Origin of the sequence: Streptomyces sp. NPDC026206, from assembly GCF_040638465.1 — a bacterium.
GTDB lineage: Bacteria > Actinomycetota > Actinomycetes > Streptomycetales > Streptomycetaceae > Streptomyces.
In genome coordinates, this window is record NZ_JBEZYL010000016.1 from 81,257 (window position 1) to 98,685 (window position 17,429).

The 17,429-nt window shown below is 73.8% G+C and carries 15 protein-coding genes and 1 pseudogene; 8 read left to right on the forward strand and 8 right to left on the reverse strand.

The window, feature by feature from the left end; genetic code table 11:
* Window positions 1-212 precede the first annotated feature (212 nt).
* Together AB0F13_RS21685 and AB0F13_RS21690 are read left to right on the forward strand one after the other, a co-directional pair.
* Entirely contained in the window at window positions 213-1,481 is a 1,269-nt protein-coding gene (locus tag AB0F13_RS21685; RefSeq protein ID WP_362084634.1) for a cytochrome P450, read from the forward strand.
* A complete protein-coding gene (locus AB0F13_RS21690) occupies window positions 1,478-2,449 on the forward strand; it encodes an isocyanide synthase family protein (protein ID WP_362084637.1) in 972 nt (323 codons plus the stop codon). Before AB0F13_RS21685 ends, AB0F13_RS21690 begins: the two co-directional genes overlap by 4 nt.
* Here the strand turns inward: AB0F13_RS21690 and AB0F13_RS21695 are convergent.
* From AB0F13_RS21695 to AB0F13_RS21705, 3 genes are read right to left on the reverse strand one after another with little or no spacing between them, the layout of a single operon-like run.
* Window positions 2,428-3,252, reverse strand: a complete 825-nt coding sequence (locus tag AB0F13_RS21695) for an ABC transporter ATP-binding protein (RefSeq protein ID WP_362084640.1) — start codon at window positions 3,250-3,252, stop codon at window positions 2,428-2,430. The two genes, AB0F13_RS21690 and AB0F13_RS21695, sit on opposite strands and share 22 nt — an antisense overlap.
* Window positions 3,249-4,310 carry an iron ABC transporter permease gene (locus AB0F13_RS21700; protein ID WP_362084643.1) on the reverse strand — a complete coding sequence of 354 codons (1,062 nt, stop codon included), beginning with the start codon at window positions 4,308-4,310 and terminating at the stop codon, window positions 3,249-3,251. Before AB0F13_RS21700 ends, AB0F13_RS21695 begins: the two co-directional genes overlap by 4 nt.
* Window positions 4,311-5,375 carry an ABC transporter substrate-binding protein gene (locus AB0F13_RS21705; protein ID WP_362084646.1) on the reverse strand — a complete coding sequence of 355 codons (1,065 nt, stop codon included), beginning with the start codon at window positions 5,373-5,375 and terminating at the stop codon, window positions 4,311-4,313.
* A 181-nt stretch (window positions 5,376-5,556) separates the two neighbouring features.
* On the opposite strand from AB0F13_RS21705, the gene AB0F13_RS21710 reads away from it, so the two are divergent.
* Entirely contained in the window at window positions 5,557-6,297 is a 741-nt protein-coding gene (locus AB0F13_RS21710) for a PIG-L deacetylase family protein (RefSeq protein ID WP_362084649.1), read from the forward strand.
* Between the two features lie 11 nt (window positions 6,298-6,308).
* On the opposite strand, the gene AB0F13_RS21715 is transcribed toward AB0F13_RS21710, so the two are convergent.
* The 4 genes and pseudogenes from AB0F13_RS21715 to AB0F13_RS21730 form a co-directional block, all read right to left on the reverse strand.
* Window positions 6,309-7,493 (reverse strand): PP2C family protein-serine/threonine phosphatase, encoded by a 1,185-nt coding sequence (locus AB0F13_RS21715; protein ID WP_362084652.1) that lies wholly within the window; start codon window positions 7,491-7,493, stop codon window positions 6,309-6,311.
* 143 nt (window positions 7,494-7,636) lie between these two features.
* Window positions 7,637-8,014, reverse strand: a complete 378-nt coding sequence (locus AB0F13_RS21720; protein ID WP_362084792.1) for a PTS fructose transporter subunit IIA — start codon at window positions 8,012-8,014, stop codon at window positions 7,637-7,639.
* Between the two features lie 108 nt (window positions 8,015-8,122).
* Window positions 8,123-8,737, reverse strand: a pseudogene (gene dhaL / locus AB0F13_RS21725) (dihydroxyacetone kinase subunit DhaL); the annotation flags it as partial.
* A 79-nt stretch (window positions 8,738-8,816) separates the two neighbouring features.
* Window positions 8,817-10,052, reverse strand: a complete 1,236-nt coding sequence (locus AB0F13_RS21730) for a glycoside hydrolase family 18 protein (RefSeq protein WP_362084655.1) — start codon at window positions 10,050-10,052, stop codon at window positions 8,817-8,819.
* 321 nt (window positions 10,053-10,373) lie between these two features.
* On the opposite strand from AB0F13_RS21730, the gene AB0F13_RS21735 reads away from it, so the two are divergent.
* Window positions 10,374-11,552: an acyl-CoA dehydrogenase family protein gene (locus AB0F13_RS21735; protein WP_362084658.1), complete on the forward strand. Its 1,179-nt coding sequence runs from the start codon at window positions 10,374-10,376 to the stop codon at window positions 11,550-11,552.
* 78 nt (window positions 11,553-11,630) lie between these two features.
* Here AB0F13_RS21735 and AB0F13_RS21740 read toward each other — a convergent pair whose 3' ends face one another.
* A complete protein-coding gene (locus AB0F13_RS21740; RefSeq protein ID WP_362084661.1) occupies window positions 11,631-12,002 on the reverse strand; it encodes a hypothetical protein in 372 nt (123 codons plus the stop codon).
* 195 nt (window positions 12,003-12,197) lie between these two features.
* On the opposite strand from AB0F13_RS21740, the gene AB0F13_RS21745 reads away from it, so the two are divergent.
* The 4 genes from AB0F13_RS21745 to AB0F13_RS21760 all read left to right on the forward strand — a co-directional run bounded on the left by AB0F13_RS21745 (window position 12,198) and on the right by AB0F13_RS21760 (window position 17,389).
* Complete coding sequence (locus AB0F13_RS21745; RefSeq protein WP_030365423.1) at window positions 12,198-12,641, forward strand: Lrp/AsnC family transcriptional regulator; 444 nt, start codon at window positions 12,198-12,200, stop codon at window positions 12,639-12,641.
* 161 nt (window positions 12,642-12,802) lie between these two features.
* Window positions 12,803-14,431: an amidohydrolase gene (locus tag AB0F13_RS21750; RefSeq protein WP_362084665.1), complete on the forward strand. Its 1,629-nt coding sequence runs from the start codon at window positions 12,803-12,805 to the stop codon at window positions 14,429-14,431.
* 607 nt (window positions 14,432-15,038) lie between these two features.
* Window positions 15,039-16,628 carry an apolipoprotein N-acyltransferase gene (gene lnt / locus AB0F13_RS21755; protein WP_362084668.1) on the forward strand — a complete coding sequence of 530 codons (1,590 nt, stop codon included), beginning with the start codon at window positions 15,039-15,041 and terminating at the stop codon, window positions 16,626-16,628.
* Window positions 16,625-17,389 carry a polyprenol monophosphomannose synthase gene (locus AB0F13_RS21760; protein ID WP_362084671.1) on the forward strand — a complete coding sequence of 255 codons (765 nt, stop codon included), beginning with the start codon at window positions 16,625-16,627 and terminating at the stop codon, window positions 17,387-17,389. The genes lnt and AB0F13_RS21760 overlap by 4 nt, the downstream gene beginning before the upstream one ends.
* Window positions 17,390-17,429: the final 40 nt, after the last annotated feature.

Genomic DNA, 17,429 nt, shown 5'->3' on the forward strand with positions numbered 1-17,429 from the left:
GCTCCGAGCCGCCCGGAGCCGTGCCCGCCGGTTCCTCGGCGCGTGAGGATTATCCCTTTCGTGCCCGGGAACCAGCGGGCCCCCGGAGCCGACTACCCAGAGATTGCGGCAGGCCGCCGACGGCCCGTACGAACACATCCGAACAGCCGGGAACCCGGCGGGCGTTCCGTACGACTTCTGAGGGGTCCACGACTTCGCGAGGAGAGCTCACCGTGCCGCTGCCCGACCCCGTACCCCTCTACGGCCCCGAGTACAAGCGGGACCCGTACCCGCTGTACGCACGGATGCGTGAGGCCGGGCCCGTCCACCGGGTGCTCTTCCCCAGCGGGGTCACCGCCTGGCTGGTCACCGGCCACGCCGCCGCACAGCAGACCCTCGCCGACCCCCGGCTCGGCAAGAACCACGCGCGCGGCAACGACCGCTGGCGCGTACGCGCCTCGATCATGCCCGAGCCGCAGCACTCCCAGTTGCAGGCGCATCTGCTCCACCAGGACCCGCCCAAGCACACCACGATGCGCCGCCTGGTCACCGACGCCTTCGCGCCGCGCCGCGTGGAGGCGCTGCGGCCGCGGTTCCAGGAGATGGCGGACGCCCTCGTCGACGCCATGGCCCCCGGGCCGCACCGCGGCGCGGACACCACCGACCTGGTGCGCTGCTTCGCGGCCCGGTTCCCCTTCCAGGTGCTGGCCGAGGTCATCGGCCTGCCCCCGCACCTCGCGGCCGGCTTCCGGCGCGAGTGGGGCAAGGTCGTGGCGCCCGTGGGTCCCACCGACCCCGGGCGGCCCGCCTACGAGGCGCTGCTGCGCGAACTGCAGGACTACATCGCCGAGGTCGTCGCCGACCGCCGCGCCGAAGGCGGGGACGGGCTCATCGGCCGCCTGGTGGCCGCCCGCGACGAGGGCGAGCTGAGCCCCGAGGAGCTGGACTCCATGATCTTCCAGCTGCTGGTGGCCGGGCAGGAGCCGGTCACCAATCAGATCACCACGGCCCTGGTCGCGCTGATGCGTCACCCGAAGGCGCTCGAACGGCTGCGGTCCGAGCCGCAGCTGATGCCGGCCGCCGTCGAGGAACTGATGCGCCTCGACAGCGCCTTCGAGCTCACCACCTGGCGCTTCCTCGCCGAGGACGCCGACCTGCACGGCACCCGCGTCCCCGCCGGCGACTCCGTGATCGTCTCCCTGTGCGCCGCCAACCGGGACCCCGGGCGCTTCCCCGACCCCGACACCCTCGACCTCGACCGGGCACAGGGCCCGCACCTGGCCTTCGGGCACGGCATCCACTTCTGCCCCGGTGCCGCGCTCGCCCGCATCGAACTCCAGGTCGCCCTCTCCACGCTGCTCGCGCGGCTGCCGGGCCTGCGCCTGGCCGTCCCCGATGACGAGCTCGACTGGATCCCCGCCGTCCTCGGCCGGGGCACCAGCGAACTGCCCGTCGCCTTCGACCTGCCCGTATGCCCGCACTCCCGTGGAACGACCGCATGACCCCCCGCAGCGACACCCTCACCGCGCCTTCCCCCGCGACGCCCCTGCCCGGAACCCCGGCCGCACCCTCCGTCGAGGCCCGCATCCTGGGCCTCCTGCTGCCCCACCACCGCACCACCGGGCCGGGCACCTGCGACCCCGGCGCCCACCCGGAACAGCTGCGCCAGATACGACGGTTCACCGGCGCGGGCCTGCCGGTCCTCTTCACCCTCCCCGGCTTCCCCTGCAAGTCCCCCAACCCCGCCAAGGTCCTCGGCCACCTCCCCGACGAGGGCGAGCGGCTCTCGCTCGCCTTCCTCGACCGGCTGTGCGCGCGCATCGGCGAGATATACGAGCCGGGGGCCCGCATGCTCATCTGCTCCGACGGCCACATCTTCGGCGACCTCATCAACGTGCCCGACGCGCACATCGACGCCTACGGCGACGCCCTGCGCGACCTGATCCACGACCTGGGCCTGCGCCACCTGGAGACCTTCGACATGCGCCACGTCCACGGCGACGCGGACCACGACACCAAGCGCGCCCTGGTCACCGAGGCATACGCCCCCTCCACCGACTCGCTGCGCGCCCAGGTCCGCACCGACGAGGAGACCGCCCGGCTCTACCGCGGCATCACCCGCTTCCTCGTCGAGGACACGGCGGGCTTCACCGGCACGCGCTCCGCCCTGCAGCGCGAGTGCCGCAGCCGGGCGTACGGCGTCATCGCCCGCAGCCGCGCCTGGGGCGACCTCATCGCCGACTGCCACCCCCACTGCGTACGGCTGTCCATTCACCCGCAGCGGCCGGGCGCCGCCAAGTTCGGGATCCGGCTGCTGGACTCCGCCGACGCGTGGGCCACTCCGTGGCACACGGCCGTCCTGCGGCAGCCGGGCGGCGAGGCACGGCTGATGCGCCGCGCGGACGCCGAGAAGCTGGGGCGCCTCGTCCTGCGCGACGGGCGCCCCAGTCACTTCGAAGCGGTCGCCTGAGGACGTTCCGGGGCTCTGCCCCGGACCCCGGCCGCCGGCGAGCGGTGATCGAAGGCGATCAGCGGGTCGCCGGTCAGCGGGTGGTCGACCACGGCCGCCCGGACCCCGAACACCTCGGCCAGCAGTTCCGGCGTCAGCACCTCCCGCGGCGCGCCCGAGGCCACCACGGCCCCCTCGTGCAGCACGTGCAGCCGGTCGCACACCGACGCGGCCGCGTTCAGATCGTGCAGCGCCAGCAGCGTCGTACGGCGCTGGGCGCGCAACAGCGCGAGCAGCTCCACCTGGTGACGCACGTCCAGATGGTTCGTCGGCTCGTCCAGCACCAGCACCTTCGGGTCCTGGGCCAGCGCCCGGGCGAGCAGCACCCGCTGGCGCTCGCCGCCGGACAGCGTGGAGAACCGGCGCCGTCCCGCGTCCTTCATGCCCACCCGGGCCAGCGCGTCGGCCACTGCGTCCCGGTCGGCCGCGTCCTCGCCCGCGAACGCCCGCTTGTAGGGCGTACGGCCCATGGCGACGACCTCGCGGACCGACAGCTCGAAGTCGGTGCCCCGCTCCTGGGGGAGCGCCGCGATCTGCCGCGCGGACTGCGCGGGCGTCAGCTGCCGGATGTCCGTGCCGCCGACGAGCACCCGGCCGGCCCGCGGCGCCAGATGCCGGTAGACGGTCCGCAGCACCGTCGACTTGCCGCTCCCGTTGGGCCCCACGAGGCCGGCGATCTCGCCGTCGTCCGCGATCAGGCCTACCCCCGAGACCACCGTCCGCCCGGACAGCGTCACTTCGAGGCCCTCGATGGCGATCCTCACAGCCGCTCCATCCGTCGGTCCAGTAGGTACAGCAGCGCCGGAGCACCGATCAGCGCCGTGACCACGCCCACCGGCAACTCCTGGTCGGGCAGGGCGGTACGGGCCACCAGGTCGACGACGACCAGCAGCAGCGCACCGAAGAGCCCGGCCACCGGCAGCAGCCGGCGGTGGTCGCCGCCCACCACCATCCGGCACGCGTGCGGCACCATCAGCCCCACGAAGCCGATCGCCCCCGACACCGCCACCAGCACCCCCGTCAGCAGGCTCGTCACCACGAACAGTTCGCGCCGCAGCCGGGTCACGTCCACGCCCAGGCCGGCGGCGGTCTCGTCACCCATCAGCATGGCGTTGAGCCCCCGCGCCCGGGCCAGCAGCACCGCCGCGGCCACGACCACCGCGGCCGTGGGCAGTGCCAGCGTGGACCACTGGGCCCCGCCGAGGGAGCCCATCAGCCAGAACAGCGCGCCGTGCGTCTGCTGCTCGTCCCCGGCCTGCAGCACCAGGTAGTGGGTGAACCCCGACAGGAACTGTCCGATGCCCACCCCCGCCAGCACCAGCCGCAACGGCCGGAAACCGCCCCCGCGCCGGGCGAAGGTCCACACCAGCGCGAAGGAGGCGAGCGCGCCGGCGAACGCCGCCGAGGAAAGCCCCAGGCCGAGCGCACCGCCCGCGCCTGCCCCCAGCACGATCGCCGAGACCGCGCCCAGCGACGCCCCGCTGGAGATGCCCAGCAGGTAGGGGTCGGCGAGCGGGTTGCGGACCAGGGCCTGGACGGCCGTACCGACCAGGCCCAGGCCCGCGCCCACCACGGCCGCCAGCAGTGCGCGCGGCACCCGGAGCTGCCACACGATCAGGTCCTGGGTGCCGGGCACCGGCCCCCGGCCGCCGGCACCGCGCACCACCGCCGACCACACCTCGGCCGGCGGCACCGAGGTCGAGCCCAGGCAGACCGAGGCGGTCAGCGCCACCAGCAGCGCGGCACCCAGCGCGGCGCAGGCCCAGCCGGCGCGCAGGCCCTGCTCCCGCTCCTCCTCGCGGGCCGCGGTGAGCGTCGCCATCTACTTGACCCGGTCCGGGTGGAGCGTGTGCGCGATCTCGCGCACGGTGTCGGCGCTGCGCACCCCGCCGATGGTGGTGCGCTCGGAGCCGATGCGCAGGAAGCGGCCCTCCTGGACGGCCGGGAGCCCGGCCGTCGCGGGGAAGGACTTCAGGAACGCGGCGGCCTCGTCGAAGGCCTTGTCGTCGGCCTCCTGGCTGCCCCGGTTGCGGACGGCGAGCTGGATCCAGTCGGGGTTCCTGGCGACGACGTCCTCCCAGCCGACGGGCTTGAAGTCGCCGTCGCAGCCGGCGAAGACGTTCCGCGCGCCGGCCTGGGTGATCACGGCGTTGGCGACCTGCCGGTTGCACACCGCCATCGGCTGCTTGGTGCCGGCGTCGAAGTCGAAGAGGAAGTAGGTCGGCCGCTTGTCCTCGGGGACGTCCTTGAGGGCGCCCCGCACCTCGCCCGTCTTCTTGCGCATGCCCTCCACCAGCTCGGTGGCGCGCCGCGAGGTGCCGGTGATCTTGCCGAGCTCCTCGATGTCGGCCTCGACGCCCGACAGGTCGGTGCGGGCGGCCTTGGCCATGGAGGCGCAGGCCGTCGACTTCAGGAAGACGTGCTTGATGCCGGCGGCCTCGAACTCCTCGGCCGTCGGCGCGTCACCCGCCTTGCCCATGTTCTTCATGGAGGAGAAGGAGTCGATGTACAGCTCCGCGCCCGAGCCCAGCAGCTTCTCCTTGGGGATCACGGTCTTCCCCAGCACCGGCACCTTCGCCGCCCCGTCCGCGTACTGCGCGGGCAGTACGCCCTTGCCGGGCGGGAAGCCCGTACCGACGACCTTGTCGCCCGCGCCCAGCCACATCAGCAGCTCCAGGGCGGCGGCGTTGCTGGTGACGATCCGCTGCGGTGCGGCGCCGAACGTCGTCCTCGCCCCCATGCAGTCGCCGACGCTCACGGGGAACCCGGCCCGCGCACCGGCCGCCGCGCCCGCGTCGTCGGCCTTCTTCGCCCCACCGCCAACGCCGCAGGCCGTCGCCGACAGGGCCACAGCGGCCAGCACACCGCACCACGCACGAGGGCGCATCAGTAACTCTCCAGAAACTCGACATCCCCGGGCCCGCCGATACGGGCCCGGACCAGATAGTCGGACCGCGCGTCCACCCAGTTCCCGCGTGTCGCGAAGAAGAGTGAAAAGGAGCGCTGCGGCCCGCATACGCTGCCCCGGGGTGCACCGACCGTGGAGACAGGGACGCGAAGGAGTAGCCATGACCGACCGGCTCGCCGAGATGCCCACCGACTGGCGGCGCGCCCTCGCCGTCGTCGCCCACCCCGACGACCTGGAGTACGGCGCCTCCGCCGCCGTCGCCACCTGGACCGACGACGGCCGCGAGTGCGCCTACCTGCTGGCCACGTTCGGGGAGGCGGGCATCGACACCATCACGCCCGCCGAGGCCGCGCCCCTGCGCGAGAGCGAGCAGCGGGCGAGCGCGGCTGCCGTCGGGGTGCGCAGCGTGGAGTTCCTCGGCCACAGCGACGGCATCATCGAGTACGGCATCGCGCTGCGCCGCGACTTCGCCGCCGCCATCCGCCGCCACCGCCCCGAACTCGTGCTGACCCTCAACCACCACGACACCTGGTCCTGGGACGGCGGCGCCGGCTGGAACACCCCCGACCACCGGGCCGTCGGCCGGGCGGTCCTCGACGCCGTCGCCGACGCCGGCAACCGCTGGATCTTCCCCGAGCTCGTCGACGACGGCCTGATGCCCTGGAACGGCGTGCGGTACGTGGCCGTGGCCGGCTCCCCGCGGGCCACCCACGCCGTGGACGCGCGCGCCGGCCTCGAACGGGCCGTGGAGTCCCTGCTGTGCCACCGCACCTACATCGAGGCGATCACCGACGAACAGCCGGAGACGTACTGCCGGAGGTTCCTGGAGGGCACCATGGCGGCCGTCGCCGACCGCTTCGGCGGCCGGCCGGGGGTCGCCTTCGAGCTGTTCCGCCGCTGACCGCCGCCTCGTCAGCAGCCCTCGCGCGAGCCGTCGGCGGAGCCGGGCCCGGCGGGCGTCCCGGGTGCGCGCTCCATCACCAGCACCGCCACATCGTCCTGTAGGCGGCCGCCGGTGTGCGCGTCGAGGTCGGCGCGCAGCCGGGCCAGCAGCTCGGGCGTGGACAGCGCGGCCCAGGCGTTGAGCCGCTCGGCGAGCGGATAGAAGCCGCCGTCCGCGGCCCGCGCCTCGGTGACCCCGTCGGTGCAGGCCAGCACCCGGCAGTCCGGGGGCAGCGCGATCCGCCGGGACGAGCGGGACTCCGCCACCAGGTTGCCGAGCCCCAGGGGCAGTCCGGGCTCCTGTTCCAGCTCGTGGACGCCGCCGTCCGAGCCGATCAGGAACGGGGCGACGTGCCCGCAGTCGAGGAAGACCACCGGCACCGCGCCCTGCGCCCCGGACCGCGCGCCGGGGTCCTCCTCCGTCCCGAAGACCAGCGCGGTGACGAACTCCTCCGAGGCCTGCGCGCCCCCCGAACTGGCCTGGTACTCCGCCGACCGGTGGTAGCGGTACAGCCCCTGCTCCATCGCCACCACCCCGCTCCCCAGGTCCCGCCGGTGGTACGCGGCCTCGCGGAACGCCGTCAGTACCGCCGCCCCCGCGCCCAGCGTGCCGAGCCCCTTGCCCCGCACGTCACCGATGAGCACCCGTGTCCCGTACGGGGTGTCGACGACCTCGTAGATGTCGCCGCCGATCAGCGACTCCCGCTGCGAGGACACGTAGAAGCCGTCCACGACGACGCGGCGGGTGCGCAGCGGCAGCGGCCGCAGCAGGGCCCGCTGGGCGGCCTCGCCCGTGACGCGTACGCGCTCCAGCAGGGAGACCTCCTCGCGCCGCAGCCGGGCGAGGGCGATGCTCGCGCCCGCCATGAGGGCGTTGCCCACGGCGGAGCCGACGCGGTTGACGGCCGGCATGTCCGTCGGCAGGACGCCGTGGTGGGCCACCATCAGGGAGAAGTCCAGGACTCCGACGAACACCGTCTGGCGGTAGGTGCACAGGGCGGCGGCGGTCATGGGCGCGAGTGCCGCGTACATGTCGAGGCGGAGGTTGGAAGGGGTCACCAGGTCGACGACCACGATGACCACCAGGTAGGTCAGGACCAGCGCGAAGGGCAGTACGCCCGTCTTCGACCGCGACATCGACAGGGTGCGCGACACCGTGGCAGGACCTCCGAGCCGGGAACCGGGAGCACCCGGGACAGGGGGATGAGAACACGAACACGTAGACATTTCCAGACTTTCCCGGTGAATGCCCAGCGGTCGCCCTCGTGTCGGCCACATCTGTTCGGTTGTGCCGGGCCTCAGAGCTTGCGGTACGTCCGCGCGTCGTCGGTCGCCGCGAGGACGGCCGGGAGGTCCCCGCCCGCCGAGGCCGTCACCACGGCCGCCACCGCGCCCTCGACGAAGGGCGCGTCCGCGATGCGCGCGTACTCGAACCCCTTCTCGGGCAGCAGTGCCTTGACGGTGAGGACCGCGCTGCCCATGTCGCACAGCACGACCACGCCGGAGCCCTCGTCCGCCGTGCCGACCGCCCGGCGGACGAGTTCGGCGCTGGTGCCGATGGCGCCGTCGGGCAGTCCGCCCGCCGGCACGACCGGCGCCGCCCCGCCCGTACCGACCAGGGCCCGCGCGAGCGCGGCGGCGGACTCGGCGACCTCGCGGCTGTGCGAGACGAGCACGACGCCGACCCGCCCGGCCGGCTGCTCCCGCTCCGCCCCGGGCGCCGCCTGGGCCTGTGCTTCCGCTTCCGGTGCGGCAGCGCACAGCGCCGGGTCGGTGGCCTCGTACAGCGCGGTGATCAGCAGTGCGGAGGAGGCGGCGCCCGGGTCCTGATGGCCGATGCTGCGCTCACCCAGGTAGCTGGCACGTCCCCGCCGGGCCCGCAGCGGGACGGTGGCCGCGGCCCCCGCGCGGGCGGCCCGGGCCGCCGCGTCGAGGGCCGCGGTCACATCGCCCTGCGCCAGGGCCTCGGCATAGGCGTCGGCGGCCGGCTGCAGGGCGTCGACCATCGTCGCGTCCCCGGGCGCGGACTCCCCGAGCCGCCGGACGCTCGCCACGGCAGCCGCCAGCGCGCGGCCCAGTGTCGCCGGCTCCACGGTGGGCTCCTCGCCGAGGACCTTGCCCATGCGGCGCAGCACCGTCCCGTACAGCGGACCGGCCGCCCCGCCGACCGTGTTGGTCAGGTGCGCTCCGACGGCGGTCAGCAGGGCCCCGGGCGTGGTGGGCGGACCGGCGGCGAGCGCCTCGGCGGCGGACGTGAAGCCGCGCTTGAGGTTGGCGCCGTGGTCGGCGTCGCCGATGGCGGCGTCGAGCTCGGTCAGATGCGCGGCCTGGGCGACGACGACGTTCGTCGCACGGTCCAGGAAGCGGCGGAAGAAGGCCAGGTCGAGCGTGACGGTCATGGGCGCGGCTCCTCGTGCGGGCTCGGGTCGGCCCAGCGTAACCACGCCCCGCTCCGGCGGGAGTCGCCGGTGGCGAGGGTCAGTTGATGGCCTTGATCAGCTCACCGCCCGCCGTGTCCCCGCTGAGCTCCCAGAAGAACGTGCCGCCCAGGCCCTGCCGGTTCTTGTAGGCCATCTTGCCCGCGATCGTCGACGGGGTGTCGTAGCTCCACCAGTCGCTGCCGCACCTGGCGTAGGCCGTGCCGCCGACCGTGCCGGTGGCGGGGCATGCGGACTTGAGGACCTTGTAGTCCTCGAAGCCCGCCTCGTAGGTGCCCTTCGCGGGGCCGGTGGCCGTCCCGCCGGGGGCCGACCGGGTGACGCCCGTCCAGCCGCGGCCGTAGAAGCCGAGGCCCAGGAGCAGCTTCGAGGGCGGGATGCCCAGCGACTTCAGCTTCTGGATGGTGGAGTCGGTGTCGAAGCCCGCCTTGGGAATGCCGTTGTAGGACGTGAGCGGGGAGTGCGGGGCCGTGGGGCCCTTGGCCTCCCAGGCGCCGAAGAAGTCGTAGGTCATGGGGTTGTACCAGTCGACGTACCGGGCCGCGCCCGCGTAGTCGGCGGCATCGATCTTGCCGCCGCTGGAGGCGTCGGCCGTGATGGCGGCCGTGACCAGGTTCTTGCCGCCGAACTTCGCGCGCAGCGCGGCCATCACGTCGCGGAAGGCGCTGCGGCCGCTCGTGTCGCAGGTCAGACCGCAGGCGTTGGGGTACTCCCAGTCGATGTCGATGCCGTCGAAGACGTCGGCCCAGCGGGGGTCCTTGACCAGGCCGTAACAGGACTCGGCGAATGCGGCGGGGTTCTTCGCGGCCTCCCCGAAGCCACCGGACCAGGTCCATCCGCCGAAGGACCAGACCACCTTGAGGCCCGGGTGCAGCTTCTTGAGCTTGCGCAGCTGGTTGAAGTTGCCGCGCAGGGCCCCGGCGTCCCAGGTGTCGGCCTTGCCGTCGACGCTGCCGGCCGCGCCGTAGGCCTTGTCGTAGTCGGCGTAGGCGTCGCCGATGGCGCACTTGCCGCCGGTGACGTTGCCGAACGCGTAGTTGATGTGGGTGAGTCTGGCCGCCGAGCCGGAGGTCTCGATGTTCTTGACGTGGTAATTGCGTTCGTAGACGCCCCAGTTGGTGAAGTAGCCGACCACTCGTTTGCCGGCGGAGGTGTCGTCCGGGGTGTCGGCGGTGGCCGGCGCCGCGGCGAGGGCGGTGGCCAGGAGGGTGGCGGCGGCCGCTGCCGAGGCGAGCAGGGCGCGGGCGCGGGGGCGGTGTCCGTGCGGTCGGGACATGGTTCTCCTCGGTGGGTGGGGAGAGCAGTGGGGGGTGACCGGCGTCGCGTGTGTTGGCATGGACGCGTTGAACAGTGGGGAAACCGTAGAAGGACTAGACCAATGGGTCAATGGTTCGGACCAAACCGCCCGAGAACTCGTTCAAGATCCGCCGACCCGTGACGTCACGCCCCCGATCGGGCATACTCCAACCCGCCACAGCCGCAGGTCACAACGGTCCGCAACCCGGCAAGGGACCATCGGCTGGGCACCCACGGTGGCGTCGCCGACACCCTTGCGCGCCGGCCACCGCAGCGCCCGACAGGGAGGAGAGCCGCCGTCATGACCGATCACGGCCCGCAGCCGGTGGAGCGTCAGCTGCCCACCGAGGAGGCCCGCGACCTGATCTCGCTCGTCCGCGAGCTGGTCCAGCGGGAGATCGAGCCGCACGCGGCCGAGGAGGAGGACGCCGGGCACTTCCCGCGCCAGGTCTTCGGCCTGCTCTCCGCGTCGGGGCTGCTCGCACTGCCCTACGCGGAGGAGTTCGGCGGCGGCGACCAGCCGTACGAGGTGTACCTGCAGGTGCTGGAGGAGCTCGCCGCGGCCCGGCTGACGGTGGGCCTCGGCGTCAGCGTGCACACCCTCGCCTGCCACGCGCTCGCCGGCTACGGCACCAAGGAGCAGCAGCAGGAGCACCTGCCCGCCATGCTCGGCGGCGGCCTCCTGGGCGCGTACTGCCTCTCCGAGCCGTCCTCCGGCTCCGACGCCGCCTCCCTGCGCACCCGCGCCACGCGCACCGGGGACACCTGGGCCATCGAGGGCACCAAGGCGTGGATCACCCACGGCGGTGTCGCCGACTTCTACACCGTCCTGGCGCGCACGGGCGGCGAAGGGGCCCGTGGCATCACGGCGTTCCTCGTGCCCGGCGACGCCGCCGGCCTGACCGCCGCGCCGCCCGAGCGCAAGATGGGCATGAAGGGCTCACCCACCGCTCAACTGCACTTCGACGGGGTCGAGGTCTCCGACGCCCGTCGCATCGGCGCCGAGGGCCAGGGCTTCGCCATCGCCCTGTCCGCCCTCGACTCCGGCCGCCTGGGCATCGCCGCCTGCGCCATCGGGGTCGCCCAGGCCGCGCTGGACCAGGCCCTGGCCTTCGTCGCGGAGCGGCGGCAGTTCGGGCGCCCGCTGTCCGACTTCCAGGGACTGCGGTTCATGCTCGCCGACATGGCCACCCAGATCGAGGCGGGCCGCTCCCTCTACCTCGCCGCCGCCCGGCTGCGCGACCAGGGCAGGCCCTTCTCCAAGCAGGCCGCCATGGCCAAGCTCTTCTGCACCGACGCGGGGATGCGGGTGACCACCGACGCCGTCCAGCTCATGGGCGGTTACGGCTACACCGCCGACTTCCCCGCCGAGCGCTACATGCGCGAGGCCAAGGTCCTGCAGATCGTTGAGGGCACCAACCAGATCCAGCGGATGGTCGTCGCCCGCCACCTCGCGGGACCCGAGTCCCACAGCGGCTGATCCCCGGCCACCGGCCGCGGGCGGAAGGCACCCGGGTGGAAGGAACCGGGCCGGGGCGCGGCCGCCGGCGCGGGGTGCTCAGGACGAGTGGCGCATCTCCGGCACGCGCAGTGGGAGCGAGCCGGGCCCGCCGATGTGCGAGAACGGCTGCGTCCGCCAGTCCAGGCTCTGCGGCAGCGTGAGCAGCAGCGCCGCGTCCAGATCCTGCGCGGTCAGCGACTCGTCGGCGGGAGCGGCGTCCTCCATGGCGCGCCCCGAGCCCGGGCAGACCGTGAGCCCGAACGGGTTCCACGGCGACGGGCAGAGCGCGTGCTCGGGGAGCACGTCCTCGTCGGCGAGCAGCGCGATGGGCCGCGCGCAGTCCGGGCACGTCACCCGGAACATCTCGTAGGTCTCGAACTCGTACGGGCTGCCGTCGCCGTCGTTGTCCAGGCGTTCCAGGCTGGGCATAGTGTTTTTCCCCCTCGGATGGGCCGGCCAGGCACCTCGGCCTCGGCCACACCAAGCACTTCCCGCGCGGGGAGTCGGGTAATCGCCGCGTACGGGAGGACACGGGTGCATACCTGTGGTGTTTGTCACATACGCTGTGCGCCTGCGGCGCCGTCGGCTGTCCCGGACACACGCGGACGCAGTAGGTTGACCCATGTGGAGGAGCTGGACAGAGAGATCGTGGAACTGCTCGTCAAGGACGGGCGGATGAGCTACACCGACCTGGGCAAGGCCACTGGCCTGTCCACCTCGGCGGTGCACCAGCGCGTGCGCCGGCTCGAACAGCGGGGCGTCATCCGCGGCTACGCGGCGGTGGTCGACCCCGAAGCCGTCGGGCTGCCCCTGACCGCGTTCATCTCGGTCAAGCCGTTCGACCCCAGCGCCCCCGACGACATCGCCGACCGGCTCGCCGAGATCCCCGAGATCGAGGCGTGCCACAGCGTGGCGGGGGACGAGAACTACATCCTCAAGGTGCGGGTGGCCACGCCGTTGGAGCTGGAGCATCTGCTCGCCCGCATCCGGTCGTTGGCCGGGGTCTCCACCCGCACCACGATCGTGCTGTCCACGCCGTACGAGGCGCGGCCGCCGCGGGTGGGGTGAGGGGTTCTTCTCCCCCCTGCCCGCCCCTTCCCGCTTCTTGTCCTCAATCGCCGGACGGGCTCGATTTTCCAGCCCGTCCGGGGGCACCTCCCAGCTGTAGCTGGGGGAGATTTGAGGACCGGGGTCCGGGGCGGAGCCCCGGTTACGGGAGACTGGATCCCATGAGCGAGCGACCCGACAAGACCGTCCTGCTGCGCGGCGGCGACATCCACAGCCCCGCCGACCCCTTCGTCACCGCCATGGTGGTCGAGCACGGCCACATCGCCTGGGTCGGTTCCGAAGGCGCGGCGGACTCCTTCGCCGATGGCGTCGACGAGGTCGTCGATCTCCAAGGGGCGCTCGTCACACCGGCGTTCACCGATGCCCACGTGCACACCACTGCCACCGGGCTCGCGCTGACCGGCCTCGACCTCACCGGCGTCCGCACGCTCGCCGAGGCCCTCGACCGGATCCGCGCCCATGCCGCCGGCCGCCCGGCCGACCGCGTCCTGCTCGGGCACGGCTGGGACGCCGGCGCCTGGCCCGAGCTGCGGCCTCCCTCCCGCCGCGAGCTGGACGAGGCCACCGGCGGCAGACCGCTCTACCTCACCCGCGCGGACGTCCACTCGGCCGTCGTCACCACGGCCCTGCTCGACCTCGTCCCACGCGCCCGCGAACTGGGCGGCTACACCCCCGACGCGCCCCTGACCGGCGCCGCCCACCATGCGGTGCGCGCCGCCGCGTACGACACCGTCACCCCGGCCCAGCGCGCGGAAGCGCAGCGCGCCGCGCTCACCCGCGCGGCCTCGCTCGGCATCGGCTCCGTCCACGAGTGCGCCGGGCCCCAGATCTCCAGCGCCGACGACCTCACCGGCCTGCTGAGCCTGGCGGCCGAGGAGCCCGGACCTCGCGTGACCGGCTACTGGGCCGAGGCGATCACCTCTGCCCAGGGCGCCGGACGGATCCGTGACCTCGGTGCGATCGGCGCGGCGGGCGACCTGTTCGTGGACGGCTCCCTCGGCTCCCACACCGCGTGCCTGCACGAGCCGTACGCCGACGCCCCCGGGCAGCGGGGCACCGCCCACCTCGACGCCGGGGCCGTCGCCGCCCATGTCGCCGCCTGCACCGAGGCGGGCATCCAGGCCGGCTTCCACGCCATCGGCGACGCCGCGCTCTCGGCGGTCGTCGACGGCGTGCGGAGCGCCGCGGACAGGCTCGGCCTCGCCCGCGTCCGCGCCGCCCGGCACCGCGTCGAGCACGCCGAGATGCTCAGCCCCGAGCTCATCGCCGCCTTCGCCGAACTCGCCCTGACCGCCTCCGTCCAGCCCGCCTTCGACGCGGCCTGGGGCGGGGACGAGGCCATGTACGCCCGGCGCCTGGGCCGCGAGCGGGCCCGCACCCTCAACCCGTACGCGGCCCTGCTGCGCGCCGGTGTGCCGCTCGCCCTCGGCTCCGACAGCCCCGTCACGCCCCTCGACCCGTGGGGCACGGTGCGGGCCGCGGCCTTCCACCGCACGCCCGAGCACCGGATCTCCGTCCGCGCCGCCTTCACCGCGCACACGCGCGGCGGCTGGCGGGCCATCGGCCGGGACGACGCGGGCGTCCTGGTACCGGGCGCGCCCGCCGACTACGCCCTCTGGCGGGCCGGCGACCTCGTGGTGCAGGTCCCCGACAGCCGGGTCGCCAACTGGTCCACCGACCCCCGCTCGGGCACACCCGGTCTGCCCGAGCTCACGCCCGGCGGCCCGCTGCCGGTCTGCCTGCGGACGGTCGTGGGCGGGCACACGGTCTACGCGGGCCCGAACGAGTGACGCGTCAAGATCGGTGTACCGCCGAACGATGTGCCCTCGGCCTGTCGCGGTGCGGCGTCATCTGCCGTACTGACCTGCTGATTTGAGTGAGGCACGCAGGTCGCGAGGGTGTTGACACGGTGCGGGCGGCGGCCGGTAGGTTCTCCGCTGTCCACCACAGGACGTCCGACCGGTGAATCTCCACGCAGTCGTCGAGCGCCGCTGGGCCATGGGCGGGGCGCCGAGCAGGCGCACCACCACTGGGAGCCAGGTCCAGCGCACGGGGGCGAGGGAAGGTTCCGCCAGGTCGGCAGGTGCGACCCGGGTGGGGCCCGGACGTTCAGTAGACAACGGCTTTCGGTCGACTCCGCAGCCAGCGGATCCCAGGTCGGTACGAAGGACACCGGGCCCCCATTCCGCCTTCACCGGGCTCATCGAGCTTTGCCGGGCTTCCCCCGGAGATCACCCCGGGCACCCGCCGGGCCGTGGTGTGTCCGGCGCGAGGTACGGTCTGAGACCCAGAAAGCTCCAGGAAGGCGCGACCGTGCCCTCGGGTCCCGAAACCACCCCAGAAGCCGCCGCGAGCCCGCCGGCGCCCGGTAGCGCGCCCCCCGGGCCGGTGGCGCCCGTGCGCCCCGGACGGGCCGCGCGCCTGGCCCGGCTCGTGCGCCGCGAGGCGCCGCGCACCGCTCTCGCCGCCATCGGCGGCCTGACGCTGGCCGGGGCCTTCCCGCCGTACGGCCTGTGGCCGCTGTCGGTTCTCGCTGTGGCCGCGCTCGCCCTGCTGACCCGCGGGCGCACCGCGCGCCAGGGCGCCTGGAGCGGCTTCGCCTTCGGGCTGCCGTTCTTCTTCGTCCTGCTGCGCTGGCTGCACGTGGTCGGCTACGACGCGGTGCTGGGCCTGTCGGTCGTCGAGGCGCTGTTCGTGGCCGCGCTCGGCGCGGGGCTCGCCCTGACCTCGCGGCTGCCCGGATGGCCGCTGTGGGGCGCCTGCCTGTGGACCGCCCAGGAGTGGGCGCGGGACCGGTTGCCGTTCGGCGGCTTCCCCTGGGGGCGGCTCGCCTTCGCCAACACCGGCTCCCCCTTCACCCCGCTCGCCGCCCTCGGCGGCGCCCCGCTGGTGACCTTCGCGGTGGCCCTGGCGGGCTCCCTGCTGGCCTGTGCGGCGGCTGCCGCGTACCGGCTGCGGACCGCTCCGCGCGGCGCCCGGGCCGTGCTGCCCGGCGCCGGGGCCCTGGTCCTGACCGCGGCCGTCGCGGTGGCCGGGTACGCCGTGCCCGTGCCTACCAAGGCGGACGACACGGTGGACATCGCCGTCGTGCAGGGCAACGTCGAGAAGCCCGGCATGGACTTCCTCGGCCGTCCGCTGATGGTGCTCGACAACCACGTCGCCACCACGCTCCAGCTGGCCCGGGACATCAAGGCCGGCAAGGTGGAGCGGCCCGACCTGGTCATCTGGCCGGAGAACTCCTCCGACCTCGACCCCTTCCAGTACCCGCAGGCCTACGACCGGATCGAGGGGGCGGTGCGGGCCGTCGGCGTCCCGGTCCTGGTGGGCGCCCTCATAGACCACCCCGGCAAGCAGGGCTACATCGACAACAAGGGCATCGTCTGGGACCCGCGGACCGGTCCCGGCGCCTCCTACGCCAAGCAGCACCCGGTGCCGTTCGGCGAGTACGTGCCCTTCCGGGCCCAGCTGAGCAAGGTCATCTCCCGGCTCCAGCGCGTTCCCCGCGACTTCTACCCCGGCGAGCGCACCGGCCTCCTGCAGGTCGGGCCCGCCCGGCTCGGCGACGTCATCTGCTTCGAGGTGGCCTACGACGAGATCGTGCACGACACCGTGCGGGCCGGCGCCCGCGCCCTGGTCGTCCAGACCAACAACGCCACCTACGGCCGCACCGGCCAGCCCGAGCAGCAGCTGGCGATGTCCCGGCTGCGGGCCGTGGAGCACGGCCGGGCCGTGGTCACCGCCGCGACGAGCGGCATCAGCGCCGTGGTCGCCCCCGACGGCAGGATCGTGCAGCGCAGCGAGGAGTTCACCCGGGACGTGATCACCGCTCGCATCCCGCTCCGGGACGCGACGACCGTCGCCGACCGCGCCGGTGCGGCGCCCGAATGGGTGCTCGCTATGGTGGGCCTTCTGTCCTGCGCGGCCGCGGTCCTGATCGGTCGCCGGGGACGGGTGGACGAGACCACGGGCAGGAAGGGCCAGAAGTGAACGACGGCGGTCAGCGGAGATACGGTCCGCTGGGCACGACCTTGGTGATCATCCCGACCTACAACGAGGCGGAGAACATCAAGCCCATCGTCGCCCGGGTGCGGGAGGCCGTTCCGGAGGCGCACGTCCTGGTCGCCGACGACAACAGCCCCGATGGCACCGGAAAGCTCGCGGACGAGCTGGCGGCCGAGGACGACCACATCAAGGTCCTGCACCGGCAGGGCAAGGAGGGCCTCGGTGCCGCCTACCTGGCCGGCTTCCGCTGGGGCCTGGACAACGGCTACGGCGTGCTGGTGGAGATGGACGCCGACGGCTCCCACCAGCCGGAGGAGCTGCCCCGGCTGCTCACCGCGCTGGGCAACGCCGACCTGGTGCTCGGCTCCCGCTGGGTGCCCGGCGGCCGGGTGGTGAACTGGCCCAGGTCCCGCGAGTTCCTCTCCCGCGGCGGCTCCACCTACTCCCGCCTCATGCTCGACGTGCCGATCCGCGACGTGACCGGCGGCTACCGGGCCTTCCGCCGCGAGACGCTGGAGGGGCTGGGCATGGAGGAGGTGGCCTCGCAGGGCTACTGCTTCCAGGTCGACATGGCCTGGCGCGCGGTCAAGGCCGGCTTCCACGTCGTGGAGGTCCCCATCACCTTCGTCGAGCGCGAGCTGGGCGACAGCAAGATGAGCCGCGACATCGTCGCGGAGGCCCTGTGGCGGGTCACGTCCTGGGGGCTCGGCTCCCGTGCCTCCAAGGCGCTGGGCCGGGACCGGTAAGGGCCGGATAAGCCCGCTCCGGCCGCTCGGCCCCCGGCCG

What these genes read in the sequence shown, in the direction of transcription:
- AB0F13_RS21690 (WP_362084637.1), top strand. Translation starts at nt 1,478, where the DNA reads ATGACCCCCCGCAGCGACACCCTCACCGCGCCTTCCCCCGCGACGCCC.
- AB0F13_RS21700 (WP_362084643.1), bottom strand. Translation starts at nt 4,310, where the DNA reads ATGGCGACGCTCACCGCGGCCCGCGAGGAGGAGCGGGAGCAGGGCCTG.
- AB0F13_RS21705 (WP_362084646.1), bottom strand. Translation starts at nt 5,375, where the DNA reads ATGCGCCCTCGTGCGTGGTGCGGTGTGCTGGCCGCTGTGGCCCTGTCG.
- AB0F13_RS21710 (WP_362084649.1), top strand. Translation starts at nt 5,557, where the DNA reads ATGACCGACCGGCTCGCCGAGATGCCCACCGACTGGCGGCGCGCCCTC.
- AB0F13_RS21730 (WP_362084655.1), bottom strand. Translation starts at nt 10,052, where the DNA reads ATGTCCCGACCGCACGGACACCGCCCCCGCGCCCGCGCCCTGCTCGCC.
- AB0F13_RS21735 (WP_362084658.1), top strand. Translation starts at nt 10,374, where the DNA reads ATGACCGATCACGGCCCGCAGCCGGTGGAGCGTCAGCTGCCCACCGAG.
- AB0F13_RS21740 (WP_362084661.1), bottom strand. Translation starts at nt 12,002, where the DNA reads ATGCCCAGCCTGGAACGCCTGGACAACGACGGCGACGGCAGCCCGTAC.
- AB0F13_RS21750 (WP_362084665.1), top strand. Translation starts at nt 12,803, where the DNA reads ATGAGCGAGCGACCCGACAAGACCGTCCTGCTGCGCGGCGGCGACATC.